Below are 17,697 nucleotides of genomic sequence, written 5' to 3'. Positions count from 1 at the left end.
ACTCCCAGCATTGTTTTGGAGCGAATTATCTTAAAAATTATATCGAACCTGGGCATACACCAGACTGTTATCTCTAAATTGTCCTAACACCGTATCATTTCTACCCCAGAAGCGATCTCCACCTACATTCAATTGCCAGTGATCATCAAGGCTGTAATTAATACGTACTCTCAACAATTCATTAGGCTCTGGTGCAAAGTAGAATCCTGTTACTTCTAATTTCAGATTATCATTCAGTAGGTTAAGTGCATAGCGCAGCATAGCTCCATACTGATCCTGCTCATATTGGTCACTGATCGTTTGCTGATAACGGTAAACTTCTCTCAATACTGGATTTATTAAGCTGTCGGCAGATCTAAAGTCCTCCGTATGTTTATATACGCCAACCAAACTTAGCGTGGAATTCTTCAATGCTAATTCTGGACCCATGACCACGGTCAGATTATTTTTTTTGTGCGTAAGATCTTCACTACCATTCGAGTCAGTGTGGGTATATGCCGCTTCACCACGCCATACGATATCGTTATGGTTATAACTGAAATCAAATCCATAGACGGAAATAGGATTATTTTTCAGCTGCAATGTTGCCTCCCCTGTTGGAGATGCAGAAAGAATTGACAGATCGGGCATGTGATCCAAACCTGAGAAATACGATGCGCCAACATCGAGACCATCTACAGAATAATCCCAGCGCATTGCAAATGCAGGACGGCTCTTCTTATCTATTTCATACTGGACACCAGAAATCTGACGCAATGGAATCACATCTGAACGACTACGCGGATACCACAATGCTGTCCATTTATTGGTTCCTGATTCAGGAATATATGTCAATTTAATTGCATCATTTCCAAGACGTTGATCTGTCTCATCGGGCACTAGGCGCGTATAGTCACGGGGTGATAGATTATCCGTCGGATTAATCCCATCAGCTCTCCCCCAGACTACAATCTGGCGACCAACATCGACATAGACTGTCTGATCCCAGTTATAAGAGGCATACAACTCACGTAAGTTGCGATTTGCCTTACTCACTTGATCTGGGTTTACAGTATGGTCCGTTTCGTCTCCAATATTGATGTCGTAATGGATCTTAAACTCTGGATTAAACTTGAGCGTACCATTGGACCAGAAACTTGCTTGTCCAATGTTTTTTAACGAACTTAAATCACGATCTGATGACCACACATCGAGTCTGGCTGAGTTCTGGCTCACAAAACTAATTTCGCTGTCATCTGCATAAGCATGCTGCAGTAGCATAAAGCTACTGCAGCATACAAATACCCAATAGGTACCTTGCGTCATTTTTCAAGACTCTGCGGTGAGAAAAGCTTATCGGATAAGGTTTTCTCTGCGACAAAATCATTGACGATAACTTGTGTCATATGCTGAGTTTGCAGATTTTTCGCCATAGATTTCATGGCCTGCCATCTTGGTTTCACTTTGCCATAAGGACGGATATCGGTGAATTCAATGTGTTTTAAAGGCTTGCCTGCTGTATCCCAAATGTCGATGGTTGCTGTAACAAAGTTGTCTTTGAGGATGCACATGCGACGTTTGCTATAACCAAAGTCACTCTTCACAGTATTATTGATTGGCGTTGCTTCAATCGTGTAGCAATCTTTGCCATTAAATTTGCCATCTGCCAGTTTAGTGTACTTCCAGTCACTTAGCTTATAACCAAGTACATCACCATAACTAAAGTCCGTACCAATAAAAGCATCGCCCTTATTCGCTGATGCCAAACGACGTACTTTTTTCAATGCAGGCAAATAGACAAACATGCTATCACTGCCTTTTGCATTCTCAATCAACAGCGTCGTGGTTCCCTGTACATCTGCTGGTGAGATGAATTCAGTCAAACGCATATTGTTCTGAGTATTTCCAGCAAGCTTAGTCATATTTTTAGTCAAACGTACACGTTGCTCGCCGCTTTTAGATGTCAGCACAAATTTAGCACTAGCACTTGAAGACAAGAACTTAGAGGCATCATCACTACGGTTAACAATGTCTTGAACTTCATCTGCATGAGATGTTTTAGGCATCGACATTGTAAGCGCTGTACCCAACAAGAGACTTGTCACAACAGTTTGTGCAACGGTAATGTTCTTCTTATTTGAGGGAAAGATAAAACGAGGTTTCAACATTAGAATCATTGTAGGTACCATAATTAAGGTTGCAAATACACTGAAAAGCATCGCAATCACAATAAACATCGCTAGCCATTGATGCACATGGAAGCCTTGCGATAAGGACAATACGCCATACCCACCAGCAACAGCAGTCGCAACAAAAAGCGAAGCCTTACCAGCAGTACTTAAAGTTTTACGAATAGCATCTTTGATATCGCTACCCTCTTCACTCAAGATTTCACGCAAGCGATAGAGGAAGTAAATGGCATAATCTGCACCAATACCCACAGCCATGGCCGAGATGAGGGAGTTCGGAATATTGAGCGGAATATCGAGCCAGCCCATCACACCAAAGATCGCAAGAATCGAGAATAGAAGTGGTGTTAGGACAATGAGTCCCGCAGAGAACGAACGGAAAACTAGCGCAGAGATAAAGAATACGGCAAATGAAATCTGTAGAATATTCATGAGCTTGCCGTGAACCATGGTTTCAGTTAAAGCAATGGTTTGAGTCACATCACCACCGAAACTCACAACAGCTTTATCACCCAATTGACCCGCCATATATGTTTTTAGCGACTCAAGGATTTCTTTGATTCGGTGATTACTACCTGTTTTTAGCAGAATCGTGATCTTGGCATAGCGTTGAGTTGTATCAATGTAAGATTCAAAATCAGTCGGCTCACCAGACATTGAGTACAACAGCAGATACTGAGCAACAACATCTTTAGTTGCTGGAACCTGAAATGCCTGTGGCTGATCGGCATTCATTGCCTGATTCATTCTTTTGATATAGTCCACGATAGAGATGGTTTTACCGACCTCTGGAATTGAATTCGCAAACTTCTCTGTATTATCAATCGCTTTTAGGATTTCTGGGTTTTCAATACCATCACGAACTTTGGTATCGACCATGATGTAGAGACTGTTTGTGCCACCAAGAGACTGATTCAAAAATCTGTCATCTTGCTGCATTGGTAGATCGCGCGAGAAGAAGTTGCGGCTATCGTTATCCACCACAATACGACTCGTGCCGAGAGCAAGAAAAACGCCCAGTACTGCAATCACAGTCATTAGCATCATTCGCGGACGAACTGACAAAATGACATCACCAATGCGTTTTGGAATCCAGTCCCAGATCGGCAAACCTTTGCGTGCAACCTTGGTAACCGAAGGTGGTGGTAACATTGAGCGAAGTACAGGAATAAAAGTCATCTCAATGATCAGCGTACTGATGATCCCGATTCCCGTAAAAATACCGAATGAACGGATAGTCGGAATATTAAAGGTCAACAGAGAGAAGAATCCAGCCGCTGCAATTCCGCCAGCCAGTATCATAACTGGACCAACACGAACCATAGACTGCACCACGGCTTCGCTATTTGCAGCTTTAGGCTCCATCCCTTGGGCAATCAGACGATCAAAATCTTCATAGTATCGCTTGAGCAACTGCACGGCGTGCCCTGCCGCGATGGCCAGAATCAGAATTGGTGTAGGAGAGTTAAAAATATCCATCGGCTGTTTGAACAGCCCCATCATGCCCATACCCCATGCTACAGACAGCAAAGCTGTAACTAATGGCAAAATCAGACCTTGTTTACTGCGGAATGCTTCGAAGTGCAATAATCCAATAACCAACACGGCAATTGGGAACAAGATGTTGATACGCTTAGAGTAATCTTCAGCTTTATCTAAATAGACTGGATTACCACCAACACTGATGGTCATATCCTTAGACTGTTCAGCCGCTACGATTTTGTTGATCGGGCCCATCATCTTTTGGAAGCCTTCTGGACTTTCCTCAAGTTCAAGCAAAATAGCAGCCGTTTTCTGATCTTTAGATACTACCGAATTCATATATATTGGATTCAGTGCCAACAGTTTTTTCAGGTGATCGACATCACTCTCGGTCACAGAACTATTCGGCAGTAGTTTCTTAGCATCAAATCCATCCGAATTAGCAGTGATCCCTTTGGCCTGACGTGCAGCCAGACTCATTAGAGTAGATCGAACCACGCCCGGAGCATTATCAACTTCTTCAGTAATACGTTTAACTTTTTCTAACACTTGCGGCTGATAAATATCACCCTGCTTCGGTGTAATACCGATCACGACCATGTACTTGGAGCCGAATTTCTTTTCAATCAGCTTGGTCGAGGTGATATAAGGATGACCTTTGGGGGCAAGCGCATCTGGATCAATAATAATTTTTACGCCAGATGCGAGATATGCCAAGACAAGCGTTAAAAGCATCACCACAGTCAGTACAATACGGCGATGTCTGAGAATCCAACGCGCGTATTGTTCCATCATCTGATGAGTTTTACGAAGTGGTTTACTATTGGTCTCATGCGTTTGCTTACCATCGTTGCCAACCGACTCATAGGCTTCACCCTTCTGAGCCAATGCTTCAAGATTAGCAACATCTTTTTTAAACTGAGCAAGAACCATCTTTTTTAGCAGTGCGGGGGGCAATACACCAAAAAAGCTGCCTGGCTCTGCCTCAAACACCCATTCAATCCAGGTACCTTCTGCATGTGGTTTGAAACGGTAAGTCCCAGTGTAGTGAAAGGGTCCTTCCACTACTTTAAACGCATACAATTCATTCGGTACTAGATGTGTAATTTCACCTTTAAAGGACATCTCACGCCCAATAAAGCTAAAACCGATTTCATACTTGCTGCCCACACGTGGAGTATTGTCTAGCAGTTCAGAATGCTTACACGACAATTGCCAACCTGCATCATTGGCCGGGTTTGCAAGATAGTTAAAAACCTTGTCAATCTCGGCCGGTATGAGGAAAGCATGTTCTATGGTCACCATAGTGGTTCTACCTTCTTGTATTTCTTATGCGGGAATTGGATACATCTGATCAATTGTCTGGGCAACAGCCACGACATTCTCAGCGTACATAATTGATGAATGATCACCAGGAAGATCCACCTGTTTAAAGGTGTCTTTAACCAATTGATCCCAACCTAGGCTTTCCCCAAAATCTTCTGGTTCATCTTTGGCCTTCACAAAAAGAATCGGAAACTCTTCAGGCTCTGGGAAATAGGTCTGGAGTGCGATGCCATTCGCCAAATAGGTATCAAAGTAAAGTCGGAAATCTGATGGGTCTGCATCTAGAGGTAAGACATTAATGGCCTTGGCTTCTTTAAGCACATGATCAAACATGTGATCTGGACTCAATTCACGCAAGTATTGCGCTGGGATCGTCAACTTCTTGCCGTAAGGCGCAGCCAAATCACGGGCAAACCAAGACAAAAGCATCGCATCATCAGCATCTTCAGGCACATTCTCTGGAATTGGAGCACGGGTATCGATCATGACAATACCTGTGACCTGCTGCCCCTTTTGACGCAACTGATGACTGATCTCGTATGCGATCGCACCGCCAAAGCACCATCCACCGAGGAAATAAGGTCCTTCAGGCTGCATCTTTTGCATTTCAGCAATATAGAGCGTTGCCATATCTTCGATTGCCACTTCTGCAGCATCTGCCTCAATCAGTCCAGGAGACTGAATAGCACGCAAGGTACGTTTCGGATTGAGATGGCGCGAAAGCTCCATATAACAGAAGGTGCTACCACCAATTGGATGGAACAGCCACAGTGGTTGCTCGTAAGTTCCACGGCGTAGTTCAATTACAATAGAAGGCTTAATTTCTTTATTTTCACGAATGATCTCACCCAAACTCTCCACAGTGGAATATTGGGCCAATAAAGCAACTGATAGTTCGGTGCCAAATGCTTTTTTAAGGTGATTAACAAGCTTCACAGCAAGTAACGAATGTCCACCCAAGTCAAAGAAGTCATCATGTATACCAACCCGTTTAACCGATAAAATCTGTTCAAAAGTAGTACAGAGTTCGATTTCAATCGGATCACGTGGTGCAACATAATCGTTACTTTGTTCAAACACAGGCTCAGGAAACGCTTTACGATCCAACTTATTGTTGGCCGTCATTGGAAATTCATCCAACGTCATAAACGTATTTGGTATCATGTAAGCTGGTAGATGGATTTGCATCGTCTTTTTCAAACTAGCAATATCAATCTCATGGCCGGTTAAATAAGCCACCAGTTTTTGATCGTTGCTGGCTGTACTCTTAACCAGTACAACTGCATCCGTGATACCATCGATCTGTTTGATAACATTCTCGATTTCACCTAGTTCAATACGGAATCCACGAATCTTGACTTGGAAATCTAGACGTCCATGATGAGTCAAACTTCCATCCGTACGCAGACAAACTTTATCTCCGGTACGATAGAGTCGACCAGCATTTGGTAGAGATGGCAAAGTTCTAAATTGTGCATCTGTCAGTTCAGGTCGATGCCAGTAATCAACTGCTAGACCATCACCTCCAATCCAAAGCTCTCCCATGACGCCCGGTGGGACTAAACGTTGCTGTTCATCAAGAACATAAAGCTGGGTATTCGCTAGTGGTTCACCTAAATCAATACACTTTGCATCGGTGATACGAGCTGCACTAGACCACACTGTAGTTTCGGTCGGTCCATAGACATTCCAAAGACAGCCGACTTTACCCAGCAGTTTTTCTGCAAGAATAGTATCTAGTGCTTCGCCTCCACAGAGTGCAGTCAACCCTGTATTGCCGCTCCACTCGCTATCTAAGAGCATTTTCCAAGAAGCCGGTGTTGCCTGCAAAACATTGATAGATTTAGTATTTAGATAATCCACCAATTGATTGCCGTCTTGTGATACCTCACGTGGGCAAACATGTACTACACCGCCGTACATCAGCGGAATGAGCAACTCAAGAATCGAGATATCAAATGCATAAGTGGTGATTGCTAACAACTGAGTCTCAGTCGTTACTTGCAACCTATCATTCATAGATAGCAAGAAATTGATGATTGAAGGATGTCCAATACGCACGCCTTTAGGCTTACCTGTCGAGCCTGAGGTGTACATCACATAAGCGGTTTCACCAAAAGTCAGCGTCTCGCGCACTTGCTCCAGTGGCACAACGCCAGCTTGATTGATATCCAAACGAGGCACAGAAACGTTAAGAGCATCCATCAACTCGGTTTGAGTCAAGATAACTTTAGGTTCAGCATCTTCGATGATGTTGTGCAAACGTTCACTTGGGAAATTAGGATCTAGCGGTACATAAGCTGCTCCTGCCGCCCAGATCCCGAGGATTGCTGCTGGCAATAAAGCTGTACGATCTAACATCAGACCTACACGATCGCCACGGGTAACGCCATGCGCACGCAAATATTCAGCAATACCAGCGATATGTTGACCTAACTCACGATAGCTAACCGCATGATCCTTCGAGGTCAAAGCATGATTGTCACCACGCTCATCAATCTGCTTTAGAATCATTGCCAGTAGATCATGCTGAGGATAATCAGTCGCCTTTCCACGTAGGGTGTTGAACTGGATGCCATCCACATAATCAGGCGCAATATCTAACTCAACGATCTTACGTTCAGGATGGGCCACCATCTCTGATAGTACAGATTGCAGCAGTTGCACCATATTCTCGGCAGACTGTGCAGAAAATAGCTCGGAGTTATATTTCAATACACCAACCAGTTCGCCTTGATATTCACCGCCCATTTCCAGCGTCAGATCTAATTGACCTTCTTGCTGGCGAACTGGAAAACTTCCTAAGGTCAGGTCTTGGCCGACCAAAGTCGCTGGGGTCTGGATTGGCAGGAGTAGTTCTTTAAACTCATCCATGCCACCTAGACGTTCCCAGAACATTCCCACCTGAGCTAATGGATTAATACTGCCATCACGCTTTGGTGAAACAGCTTCAACTACTCTGGAAAAGGCAACTTTTTGATGCTTGAGGCTCTGTCTTAGTTGTTCCTGCACCTGCTGTGTAAATTGACGTAAAGTCTGGTCAGCATCAATGTCCATATGAATAGCAATCGTATTGACAAACTGCCCCAGTGCATTGCGCAACGAGCGTTCAAGTCGACCAGCTACTGGTGTGGCAATAACGAGATCATTTTCATTCGATAGTTTGTGTAGCAGGATATAAAAGCCAGATAGTACGAGTCCAAACAGCGTGATCTCATAATCTTTCGCTAAGTTCACAAGACCAGACGACACTGCCTCAGGCACACGGAACACCAGTGAGCTACCTTTGTGTTGCTGCACAGCCGGACGAGGATAATCAAGCGGAATACTATGCACGTGTGGTGCATGTTGTAACGCTTTTTTCCAGAAAAGTAGACTTTCATCAGCATCATCAATCGCAGTACTCTGCTGCTTATCGGCATACTGTGCGAACTCGATTCCGTTCACTACGTCTGACTCTGTAACTAGTCCAAAACGTTTGCCGACATCACGCAGTAAGAGACCAATCGACCAGAAATCCATGAGGGCATGATGAATCACGACTGCAATCACATAGTAATTTTCACCACGTTCATAACAATGAATACGCCACAGCGGTGGCTGAGTCAGATCAAACGGCTGTTTAGTATCCTGCTCGACCAATTGTGTCAAATCAGATGAATCGACATGGCGAGCATCAGAGAAGACGATATTAGGATAGAGTCGATCCCAGATAAGTTGCTCAATACCCTGATCATTGGCAGGCATACTTACACGTAGCAGCGGATAATCATGCATTACCGCTTCTAGAATCTCCATCGGCTTATTGCCTAATGGTTGGTTGACCTTCACATCAAAGGCCACCACCATATTGTAGGCACTGCAGGTCGACTCAAGGCGCTGGATATACCAGATGCCGAGCTGTTCTGCAGAAATCGCATGACGTGACAGAACTTCTGGTTCTAGTCGTACAAGGTTATTCACGAAGCAACTCCCTGTTGCAACTCAGAAACAAGATATTCAGCCAACGCATTAATTGTCGGGTAATCCCATAGTAGTGTCGGTTCAAGCTCTAGTTTTGTCAGATCTTCTAAATCCCCAGACACAGACAAAGCAACGATCGAATCAAGACCGTAACTGGTAAATTTTTGATCTGGATTAATCGTCTCAGGCTCTACGCGCATTTCTTTGGCTACTAGCGTACGAATAATTGCGCTCCAGTAAGCTTTATCTTTATTCATGGGGTAATTTCCTCTTTAACCGGTTTGGCATCACGTGGTGCCAGTGCAAAATCGATGACAGATAACATATGGTTGGTTGAAATTCGGTCTAGCAGATCTGCCAATGTGCTTTCACGTAGTGATGTCATTGGAGGGGATGCCTGCCCTTCAGCAGCATTTAGGAAAATGATCAGCCATGCACCATCCTGCAAAGCAGGTCTTAAACCATGACGGTTAAAGATCCAAAAACCCAGCACAGCAATGCGAGCAAATAACTCGGCGTAATCGCGGGCCAAGCTGAAACGTAATGTTTCAAACTCTTTAGCCGCTTCTGAATTTGAGAAATAATCCTGAATTTTTTGATCTAGCGTGCGCTGCTCGATAAGAAGCTTATCAGCGCGCTCACGTAGCGTGGACAGCGTCTCAGCAGTCATTCCCTCTGTAACGTCCGCATCGTTGAGCATCTCGATGATCGTTCCCAGTGACTCCATCACCAAGTCACCATCGCGGTTGAAAATCTCAAGCTCACGAAAATCAATAGCATCCGTCTTCACCTGTAAGTCATATAACTGGTGATAGCGTGCTTTAGCTTCGGCTTGGTCGAGATGGTTTACTTTTTTGCTACGGCCTTTATTGGCAGATTTGAGCTGAAAACTCAGGCTGTCTAGACAGACGGTGCTACTGCCGTCAAACACACTAACAATCAGATGGTCTCTGAAAGCTTTCTGATACATTCCATCCGCATATGCATTTCTTAAGAAAAAACGCGATCCAAGTACTGAGGAAGTGATTTTAGCGAGTGACTCTACATACTCAGGCACCAGTACCTTAATGATCGGTGACCATGTGCTGAACTGATTGATACAAACATGTAACCCACGCGCACCAACGAGTGACAACACCTCAGCCGCCAATAGATAGGCATAGGCTGTAGCCAGTTGCTCACGCACCAGCGGAATGCTTATTACTTTTTTGTTATATAACTCACGCTCAATAGCAAACTCAGTCGCGATGCGCAGCATCGTATCGCCCGCACCCAAAGAGAAGCTGCTGCAATATGCACGCGTCACCTGTAGCGTCTTGAGCCCAAGCTCTAAGCCTTGACCTTCTTCACCGATCAGAGCATCTTTGTGAATTTCAGCATTGTTAAAGCCAATACCACTGATATCTAACCCACGCATACCCACTGTTGGCAGGCGGTTCAGGCTATAAGTTCCCTTAGAAACCATATGACGCTTATCAAGCCAGAATGCACTCAGACTACGTGGGCCACGGTCATCTGACGTTTTAGCAATCAGACTTAAAGAGTCACCTAGAGTAGCGCGATTGATTGACCATTTTTCGCCATTCAAAACGTACTTGCTTTCAGTAGCTTGTGCAGTTACTTCACTAGATAGCAGGTCAGCTCCGTGCGCTTTCTCACTATAAGCCAGCGCTGGTGCAGCACCACTCAAAATTCGACTAGCAATGTTTTGGCATTGGTTCGCATTACCGCCGATCCATACGATCACAGACCAAGCATTCGTGCTATAGGTCGAATTGATGGTTAGATCACGTCGTGCCAGCACACGATGCAGATATAGCAACTCTTCACCAATTTCCATACGACCTCCAAGCTCTGAAGGTACATAAAAACGGTTCATGCCTACGGCATTCAGAAAATCAACAGCACGCTGAGGGTATTGTTCCTTCTCATCACGCTCAATAGCAGCGGACCAAGAAAAATCATTATTGGTATCATGTACGGAGCCTAAAATTTGCTCCAGACGAGCAGCAGATTGAAACTGCCGCAAATTAGATGTAAGTGACATGAGTTTTTGCTCAAATGATTAAAGGGTAAGGATTAAAACAAAGCACTTTTCAATCGATTAAAAATGAGCGCGCGCACTTCTCGTTCCTTGATCATTGAGTTGAGTAGGTTGGAGCTATAACGAATCAGTTGCCCCCGCTGCTCACGATCACGGATGATTTCTAAGCCATTTTTGACATAGTTTCGAGCCATCACCGTTCTACGGTTTGGATGGGTTAAACAGATCAGTTGACCGCGCTCGATCTGCTCTTTAATTTTTCTTCTTCTAATTTTTCCGCTAGTGGTCTTGTTGATCCGACCTTGATGCAGCAAATAAACACCTTCTACAGGCAAACCGATATCAGCCGCGACTTGTTCTTTAACCTGAGTTCTAATGGTTTCAAAATTAAGTGTCTTGTCTATCGACTTCTTTTTGATCTCAAGCACAACCGTGACACCATCAGAATTACTGAAATTCACTGCTGCCACACAGCCTTTACGGACAGCAGGATGTGCTGTTTCAACAGAACACTCAATATCTTGTGGGTAATAGTTTTTGCCACGGATGATGATCACATCCTTAAGGCGACCAGTCACATACAGGTCTCCGTTTTTAACAAAGCCCATATCACCAGTTCTCAAGTAGTGCACTTGACTAGGCTTATCTGCCTTATCGAGGATGGTTGCAGCAAAGGTTTCCTGATTGACCTCAGGCTTCTGCCAGTAACCCGCAGTGACACTCTCACCTGCTAGCCAGATTTCACCGACTTCATCAGCCCCTACCTCTTTGCGGGTATGTGGATTAACAATACGACAATCAATGTGTGCGGAAATCTTGCCACAGCTTACTATTTGCACGGCTGTCTGATCTTGACTGGTCTGCACCAAATTGGCATTCAACTTTTCACGATCAATTGAAATAGCATTAAGAGGACCTGTCACACCACTGACTAAGAGCGTAACTTCTGCCAAGCCATAGCACGGCAAGAAAGTATCCATTCCCAATTTCGACTGAGTATTGAACTTCTCCATGAAGCTTTGCATAACATGAGCTTTGATTGGCTCGGCACCGTTAAACATCACACGCACACGGCTCAGATCAAGCGCTGCTGCGTCCTCATCCGAAATGCGATGCAGACACAATTCATAGGCAAAGTTTGGTCCGCCACTAATCGTGACACCTTTTTCGCTAATAAATTGCAGCCACTTAAGTGGTTTACGAATAAAATCCAGCGGTGACATTACATAGCAGGTCAGACCTACATACACAGTCTGCAAAACTGATCCGATCAATCCCATGTCATGATAAACAGGTAGCCATGTAAGACCGATATCATCGGCTTGTGTGCCAAAAGCTTCAGCAATCATGACTTCATTTGCCATGATGTTTTTATGAGTGACGATTACCCCTTTAGGCCAACCAGTTGACCCTGAAGTGTATTGAAGGAAGCAGATATCGTCTTCAGCAATATGTGGAAAATCCTTTTCCACTAAGTCACGCTGCAATTGGGCATCAACAGCATGCAATATTAAACTTTCGTTTTGGGCTTTTAATGTGATCAGACCCGATAGCTCAAGAATCTTTTTGGTTGTGAGTACTATCTTTGGCTCACAGTCATTCATAATATTCAAAATATTAGAAAAACCGTTGCGGTTAAAAGGCAAGCTGACAGGTACTGCGATAATTTTAGCTTTTAAACAGGCAAAGAACGATACGATAAAGTCCAATCCAGGCTCAAACAGCAACACGGCACGATCACCGCTATCTACAAGATTCATTAAGATTTGGGCCTGACGTTGAACTTGCTCGTTCAGCTCTGCATACGTCAAAGATTGAATCCCACCGGATTGGCGCCCTAAATACTCGAAAGCAACCCTAGCTCCATTTGAATTTGCGTGGGATTCCAAAGTTGCAATGATATTATCCGTACCCATTACAGCCATAACTTACTCCGATTAATTATAATTCACCCTTTAAACTCGCTAATTCAGAAATGACACTTCTAGCTGGGGCTTTTAATAAAAAATGAATATACTTTTTGTTTAAAATATAAATTCACATTATATTTTATGTGTGAGTGTTTGTTATTACACCTGTAAGGTTTTACAGGTTGGCCTGTTTTTATTAAGAATTAAGAAATTGGATATCTTTCATAAATTATTTTTATTCAGTTCAATATTGTGAGGGCGGGCAATTAAATTAAACCTCTAACTCAATTTTGCCCTTATTTCGTTAATATTTAATAGAGTTTCGCAAGGTTTTTAGCATGCCAATTATATGGCCTGTTCGTATTCTTACTTTGTGAGTCTCTTGATTGGAAGTCTTGTATTCACAATCTAATGTACTGTTTATTTGCTTTTCTTAAGAGCAATAAATGATTCAGGTAAGCCCCCCTCACAGCCTTTATTTATAAGAATAAAGCTACTAAAGAAATCTGCTTTAATTTATACTTGAATAGCGTGAAGCTATGTATAGCATCTTGACTGATATATAACCCTATAAATTAATAAATTTTATCTTCTGAGAACCGATAAAACGCGAACACTAAATTTTAAAATAATAATATTAATAAAATATTTTTAATTATAAATTTCATTTATTTTTATTTTATTACTAAGTGAAAATATTATTAAACCACTCCATAAAATTAATTTTAAAAAAATTTTATAAATAAGATTACCTATATAAATTAGACTTTAATTAAAATTATCTTAAATTAAAGAATTCTATCTTAAATAAACATCTAATAATAATTTATTTTACTACAATTAATTATTATATTTCTATATATCTAAATTTATAAAATCCCTAACATTACAGCTCTAATCGCTGCTGAAATTTTATTATTCACATTTAACTTCTGCATTGAATTACAGAGATGAAAATTTACTGTTCTTTCAGCTACGCCGAGAATCTGAGCAATCTCTGCTGACGTTTTCCCTTCCGCAGTCCAACGTAGAACCTCTTTTTCCCGATTCGTTAAATAAAGATTAAACTGAGCAAATTCTGTTTCATTCACAATTTTAGCAATACTGGAATGTACTGTCTGAGATAACCAAAACATATTGGTATATTGAGCTTTCTGCTCTTTTTCTGATAATTGGTCAGTGGATCTTGCTAGTGTTAGCATTCCCCTTGTACCAATAAAGTCACGGCTTGACTGTGCCCAACCGACGTTTAAACCATAAGAACGCGCCTCCTCCCAAAAATCTTTTTGAGATTGTGTATTTGCAGATTGGCTCGACCAGACAAGAGGTTGAAGTGATAGCATACAGTGCTGTACGGTTGGATCTACCCTCACATATTGCTGTTTAACATAACGCTTCTGCCATGCTTCGGGATAATTATTCAACATAATTGTTTTTGGTTCAGCAATAGATAATGGCGACTGCATACCATAAGCACAATAATCAAATCCAAGCTTTGAAGCTGTAGATTTGACTACTTCAAATAGCTGATATTCATTTTTTACCATCAGAGATGCTGATAGTAGATCTTCTTGCCAATTTTCCATTTACTCTCATTAAACCTCATGCATAAATCATTTTTATTTAGTTGCATATAGTGAATTCATAATCCAATTAACAACATTTTTGAGCCTGAGAGGGTGGTAAATTTTCCGGATAAACTAGTTTCAGAAAGCTTTTTAAGGTTGTTATATTGCATATACGAATTATGCTTGAAAGCCTCAAATTTACAGGATGCATTTTATTCCAAAAATGAGTATTTTTTATTTTTAAAAGGAGCCTATTATTTCTTCTTATTTGTATATTTCTATTAATTTAACTAAAGAATAACGTCTACTAGCGATACTATAAGTATAAATTTTTATTTATTATTTAATGAAACGAATAATAATGATAATGATTTCTAACATATTATTTTAACAATAGGATAGATATTATCTACAATACATATAAAAAACTTAAACTGTTGATAATCTTGAAACAAGCAACTCTCATATTGAAGCTATAGATGGGTCAATTTCTGCGTAAGTAAAACTCCCTGCCCGAAGTACTTTCTAAAGAACAGCTTAACGTTGTGTACCACCAGATTATGGCTAACCTGTAAAACTTAACAGTATTTTGTTGGCAATAATTTATGTTATTTATCTATAGAACTGTAATTCAAGTCACTTGAATAGGTAGCATGGTCACAATCCCCCCTGATTTTTCAATCTCAACAGATGGTTTTATTCGGATGAATGAAATCCAGCTTATGAATTACCCCCTGCAACACCTCATATCTATTGTTGAAACTACACAAATTGAAGACTCTCGAATTCTATATTGTGGGTTTACTGAATGGGCAACATTACGGAGCCCAGCTTTAAGTACCGGATGGGACTGGGAATTTATTGAGAACAATGGAATTGCTAGCTTAAAACGAATTGGGCTACCTCGAAGCAATATCATGATTGTTGATTTATCTGGTACAGATATTGGATTTGATGTTACTGAAACATTAATCGAAAAAAAAATAGATTCTTTGTTTTGGGAACAGTTCATTTATGCTCAAATCAATACAACGCAAACAAAGACTAAATTAAGTCCAAATTTCTCTTAGAAACCTGTAAATTCTTACAGTTACCACCTTTTCAGCTGTCGAGTAAAGTCGCCTGAAAAATAAGTGGAAGCACTTGTAATGAATGTTATTGCTGGATTCCAAAACAATTTTTCAGAAGTCCTATATACCAAATTTAAAAGTTACCGCTACAAGGTATTTGTTGAACATTTGGGTTGGGAGTTGAACTGTCCAAATAATGAAGAACTAGATCAATTTGATAAAATCGATACAGCTTACGTCGTCGCTCAAGATAGAGAATCCAATATTATTGGCTGTGCCAGACTACTACCCACGACTCAGCCCTATTTACTGGGTGAGATATTTCCTCAATTAATGAATGGAATGCCTATTCCTTGCTCACCAGAAATTTGGGAATTATCAAGATTTTCAGCCGTAGATTTCTCGAATCCGCCGACCTCTGCTAATCAAGCAGTGTCATCTCCAGTCTCTATTGCAATTCTGCAAGAAGCAATCAACTTTGCAAGAAAACAAGGTGCAAAACAACTCATTACGACCTCTCCTCTTGGGGTAGAGCGGTTATTACGTGCCGCGGGTTTTCGCGCCCATCGTGCAGGACCGCCAATGGTTATCGATGGATATGCCATGTTTGCATGCTTGATTGAAGTGTAGTTGGTTAAAGAATATTGGTGACATACCAAAGATGAAGGTCTTAAGCCCGAATCTCGTTTCATTCGCTAAATTTCAAAAGCCCTAGTCAAAAGATTAGGGCTTTTCTTTATTTGAAGATTTAAACTGAATATTAAGACTGCTCAGTAATTTTGGTTTTCAAATTTAATTCTGATTTCTTATGGTAAGCCTCATCAGTTTTAGTCTGCCAATCACGTGGCATAAATGAAGTCGATATGATCGCAACGATAGCCATAGATCCAATATAAATCATAATTAAATAAGGATTACCCTGCCCGATACTTAAAAGTTTGGTCGCAATTAACGGTGCTAAACCACCACCAAGTACCCCAGCCAACTGTACGGAAATTGAGATTCCACTATATCGAATTTCTGCCGGAAATTGACGGGCAAAAAGTTGAGCTTGTGGTGCGTACATAATTGGAAAGACCACGCCAATTGCTAAAACAATTGCTGTCCAGACTAATACTGGGTCTTTTGTATTGAGCATGGTGAAAAATGGATAGCAGTAAAGTGCCAATATGCATAAACCAAACATGAACATATTGCGTTGACCCACTTTATCTGACAAATGTCCACATAACGGTGTCATAAATAGGATGACTATTGCACCACAAATGGTAGCAAACAAAATGTCTTGGCGTGCGATCCCAAGTTGTGCAGTGGTATAAGCCAAGGTAAAAGTTGAAGCAATATAAAACCATGCATTCTCGGCAGCACGCGCCAAAATAATGGTGATGAGTTGCTTTGGATGATTTTTAAAAACTTGTAAAGCAGGAACTTTGACTTCTTCGGACTGCTGTTTTACTTTTTCAAAATCTGGTGATTCAGGCACTTTCACTCGAATGTACCAACCTACTGCCAGCAAAATAATGCTAGCAAGAAATGGTAAACGCCACCCCCAACTAAACAGTGCTTGTTCAGGTAATAACGACACTAGTCCTAGTGCAATTGAGGCTAGCATTAAACCGCCACCCGTACTGGCTTGAGGTAAACTTCCCCAAAACCCTTTACCACCTTCGGGTGCATGTTCAACGGCCATAAGCACAGCACCGCCCCATTCACCGCCCATTGCCATCCCTTGAATGAATCGTAAGACAACCAAACAAATTGCAGCCCAGTAACCAATTGATTCGTAAGCCGGTAATAAGCCAATCAGTACGGTTGGGATCCCCATGAGCATCAGAGTCAGTAGCAACATCGATTTACGGCCAATTTTGTCACCAAAATGACCAAAGACTAAGCCCCCTAGTGGTCGCCCAATAAACCCAACGGCATAGGTGGCAAATGCAGCAAGCACACCCGTAAGGGCATCCAGATTTGGGAAAAATAATTTATTAAAAATCAGTGCCGCCGCCGCACCGTAAATAAAAAAGTCATACCACTCAATGGTGGTGCCGACCATGCTAGAGATGCCTGCTAATCGATGTGACGACTTTTTAGTATTTGAACCGTTTCCATGTACTGTTTGCATCGTAATATCCTTTTTAGATTTTTTTGTTTTATCTTTTTTATGCT

10 protein-coding genes are annotated in these 17,697 nt (G+C 41.8%); 2 read left to right on the top strand and 8 right to left on the bottom strand.

The genetic code is table 11. The annotated features are described in order from the left end of the window. Nucleotides 1–30: 30 nt before the first annotated feature. The 7 genes from F886_RS17955 to abaR form a co-directional block, all read right to left on the bottom strand. The gene (locus F886_RS17955) at nucleotides 31–1,305 is read right to left on the bottom strand and encodes a DUF1302 family protein (RefSeq protein WP_005309113.1); all 1,275 of its coding nucleotides are present in this window, start codon (nucleotides 1,303–1,305) and stop codon (nucleotides 31–33) included. Further along, the gene (locus F886_RS17950; protein WP_005309111.1) at nucleotides 1,302–4,955 is read right to left on the bottom strand and encodes an outer membrane lipoprotein-sorting protein; all 3,654 of its coding nucleotides are present in this window, start codon (nucleotides 4,953–4,955) and stop codon (nucleotides 1,302–1,304) included. The genes F886_RS17955 and F886_RS17950 overlap by 4 nt, the downstream gene beginning before the upstream one ends. Before the next feature lie 24 nt (nucleotides 4,956–4,979). Beyond that, complete coding sequence (locus F886_RS17945) at nucleotides 4,980–8,939, bottom strand: non-ribosomal peptide synthetase (protein ID WP_005309109.1); 3,960 nt, start codon at nucleotides 8,937–8,939, stop codon at nucleotides 4,980–4,982. Continuing rightward, a complete protein-coding gene (locus tag F886_RS17940; protein ID WP_004795344.1) occupies nucleotides 8,936–9,196 on the bottom strand; it encodes an acyl carrier protein in 261 nt (86 codons plus the stop codon). The genes F886_RS17945 and F886_RS17940 overlap by 4 nt, the downstream gene beginning before the upstream one ends. Then, on the bottom strand, nucleotides 9,193–10,968 hold the full coding sequence (locus tag F886_RS17935; protein WP_081402317.1) for an acyl-CoA dehydrogenase family protein: 1,776 nt from the start codon (nucleotides 10,966–10,968) through the stop codon (nucleotides 9,193–9,195). The genes F886_RS17940 and F886_RS17935 overlap by 4 nt, the downstream gene beginning before the upstream one ends. A gap of 50 nt (nucleotides 10,969–11,018) precedes the next feature. Next, the gene (locus tag F886_RS17930; protein WP_005309105.1) at nucleotides 11,019–12,908 is read right to left on the bottom strand and encodes a fatty acyl-AMP ligase; all 1,890 of its coding nucleotides are present in this window, start codon (nucleotides 12,906–12,908) and stop codon (nucleotides 11,019–11,021) included. An 854-nt stretch (nucleotides 12,909–13,762) separates the two neighbouring features. Next, the gene (gene abaR / locus F886_RS17925) at nucleotides 13,763–14,479 is read right to left on the bottom strand and encodes a LuxR family transcriptional regulator AbaR (RefSeq protein ID WP_005309103.1); all 717 of its coding nucleotides are present in this window, start codon (nucleotides 14,477–14,479) and stop codon (nucleotides 13,763–13,765) included. Nucleotides 14,480–15,114: 635 nt separating this feature from the next. Here abaR and F886_RS17920 point away from each other — a divergent pair. Both F886_RS17920 and abaI read left to right on the top strand, forming a co-directional pair. Beyond that, on the top strand, nucleotides 15,115–15,531 hold the full coding sequence (locus tag F886_RS17920) for a DUF4902 domain-containing protein (protein ID WP_005309101.1): 417 nt from the start codon (nucleotides 15,115–15,117) through the stop codon (nucleotides 15,529–15,531). A 63-nt stretch (nucleotides 15,532–15,594) separates the two neighbouring features. Beyond that, on the top strand, nucleotides 15,595–16,161 hold the full coding sequence (gene abaI / locus F886_RS17915) for an acyl-homoserine-lactone synthase AbaI (RefSeq protein ID WP_080632436.1): 567 nt from the start codon (nucleotides 15,595–15,597) through the stop codon (nucleotides 16,159–16,161). Between the two features lie 130 nt (nucleotides 16,162–16,291). On the opposite strand, the gene F886_RS17910 is transcribed toward abaI, so the two are convergent. Beyond that, nucleotides 16,292–17,653 carry an MFS transporter gene (locus tag F886_RS17910; protein WP_034591564.1) on the bottom strand — a complete coding sequence of 454 codons (1,362 nt, stop codon included), beginning with the start codon at nucleotides 17,651–17,653 and terminating at the stop codon, nucleotides 16,292–16,294. Nucleotides 17,654–17,697 lie beyond the last annotated feature (44 nt).

It is taken from the genome of Acinetobacter sp. NIPH 542, from assembly GCF_000369825.1.
In the GTDB taxonomy this organism is placed as follows: Bacteria; Pseudomonadota; Gammaproteobacteria; order Pseudomonadales; family Moraxellaceae; genus Acinetobacter; species Acinetobacter oleivorans.
The sequence above is the reverse complement of the archived record's forward strand: the minus strand, read 5'-3'. Positions and strand labels throughout refer to the sequence as shown.

What these genes read in the sequence shown, in the direction of transcription:
- F886_RS17955 (WP_005309113.1), bottom strand. Translation starts at nt 1,305, where the DNA reads ATGACGCAAGGTACCTATTGGGTATTTGTATGCTGCAGTAGCTTTATG.
- F886_RS17950 (WP_005309111.1), bottom strand. Translation starts at nt 4,955, where the DNA reads ATGGTGACCATAGAACATGCTTTCCTCATACCGGCCGAGATTGACAAG.
- F886_RS17940 (WP_004795344.1), bottom strand. Translation starts at nt 9,196, where the DNA reads ATGAATAAAGATAAAGCTTACTGGAGCGCAATTATTCGTACGCTAGTA.
- F886_RS17930 (WP_005309105.1), bottom strand. Translation starts at nt 12,908, where the DNA reads ATGGCTGTAATGGGTACGGATAATATCATTGCAACTTTGGAATCCCAC.
- abaR (WP_005309103.1), bottom strand. Translation starts at nt 14,479, where the DNA reads ATGGAAAATTGGCAAGAAGATCTACTATCAGCATCTCTGATGGTAAAA.
- F886_RS17920 (WP_005309101.1), top strand. Translation starts at nt 15,115, where the DNA reads ATGGTCACAATCCCCCCTGATTTTTCAATCTCAACAGATGGTTTTATT.
- F886_RS17910 (WP_034591564.1), bottom strand. Translation starts at nt 17,653, where the DNA reads ATGCAAACAGTACATGGAAACGGTTCAAATACTAAAAAGTCGTCACAT.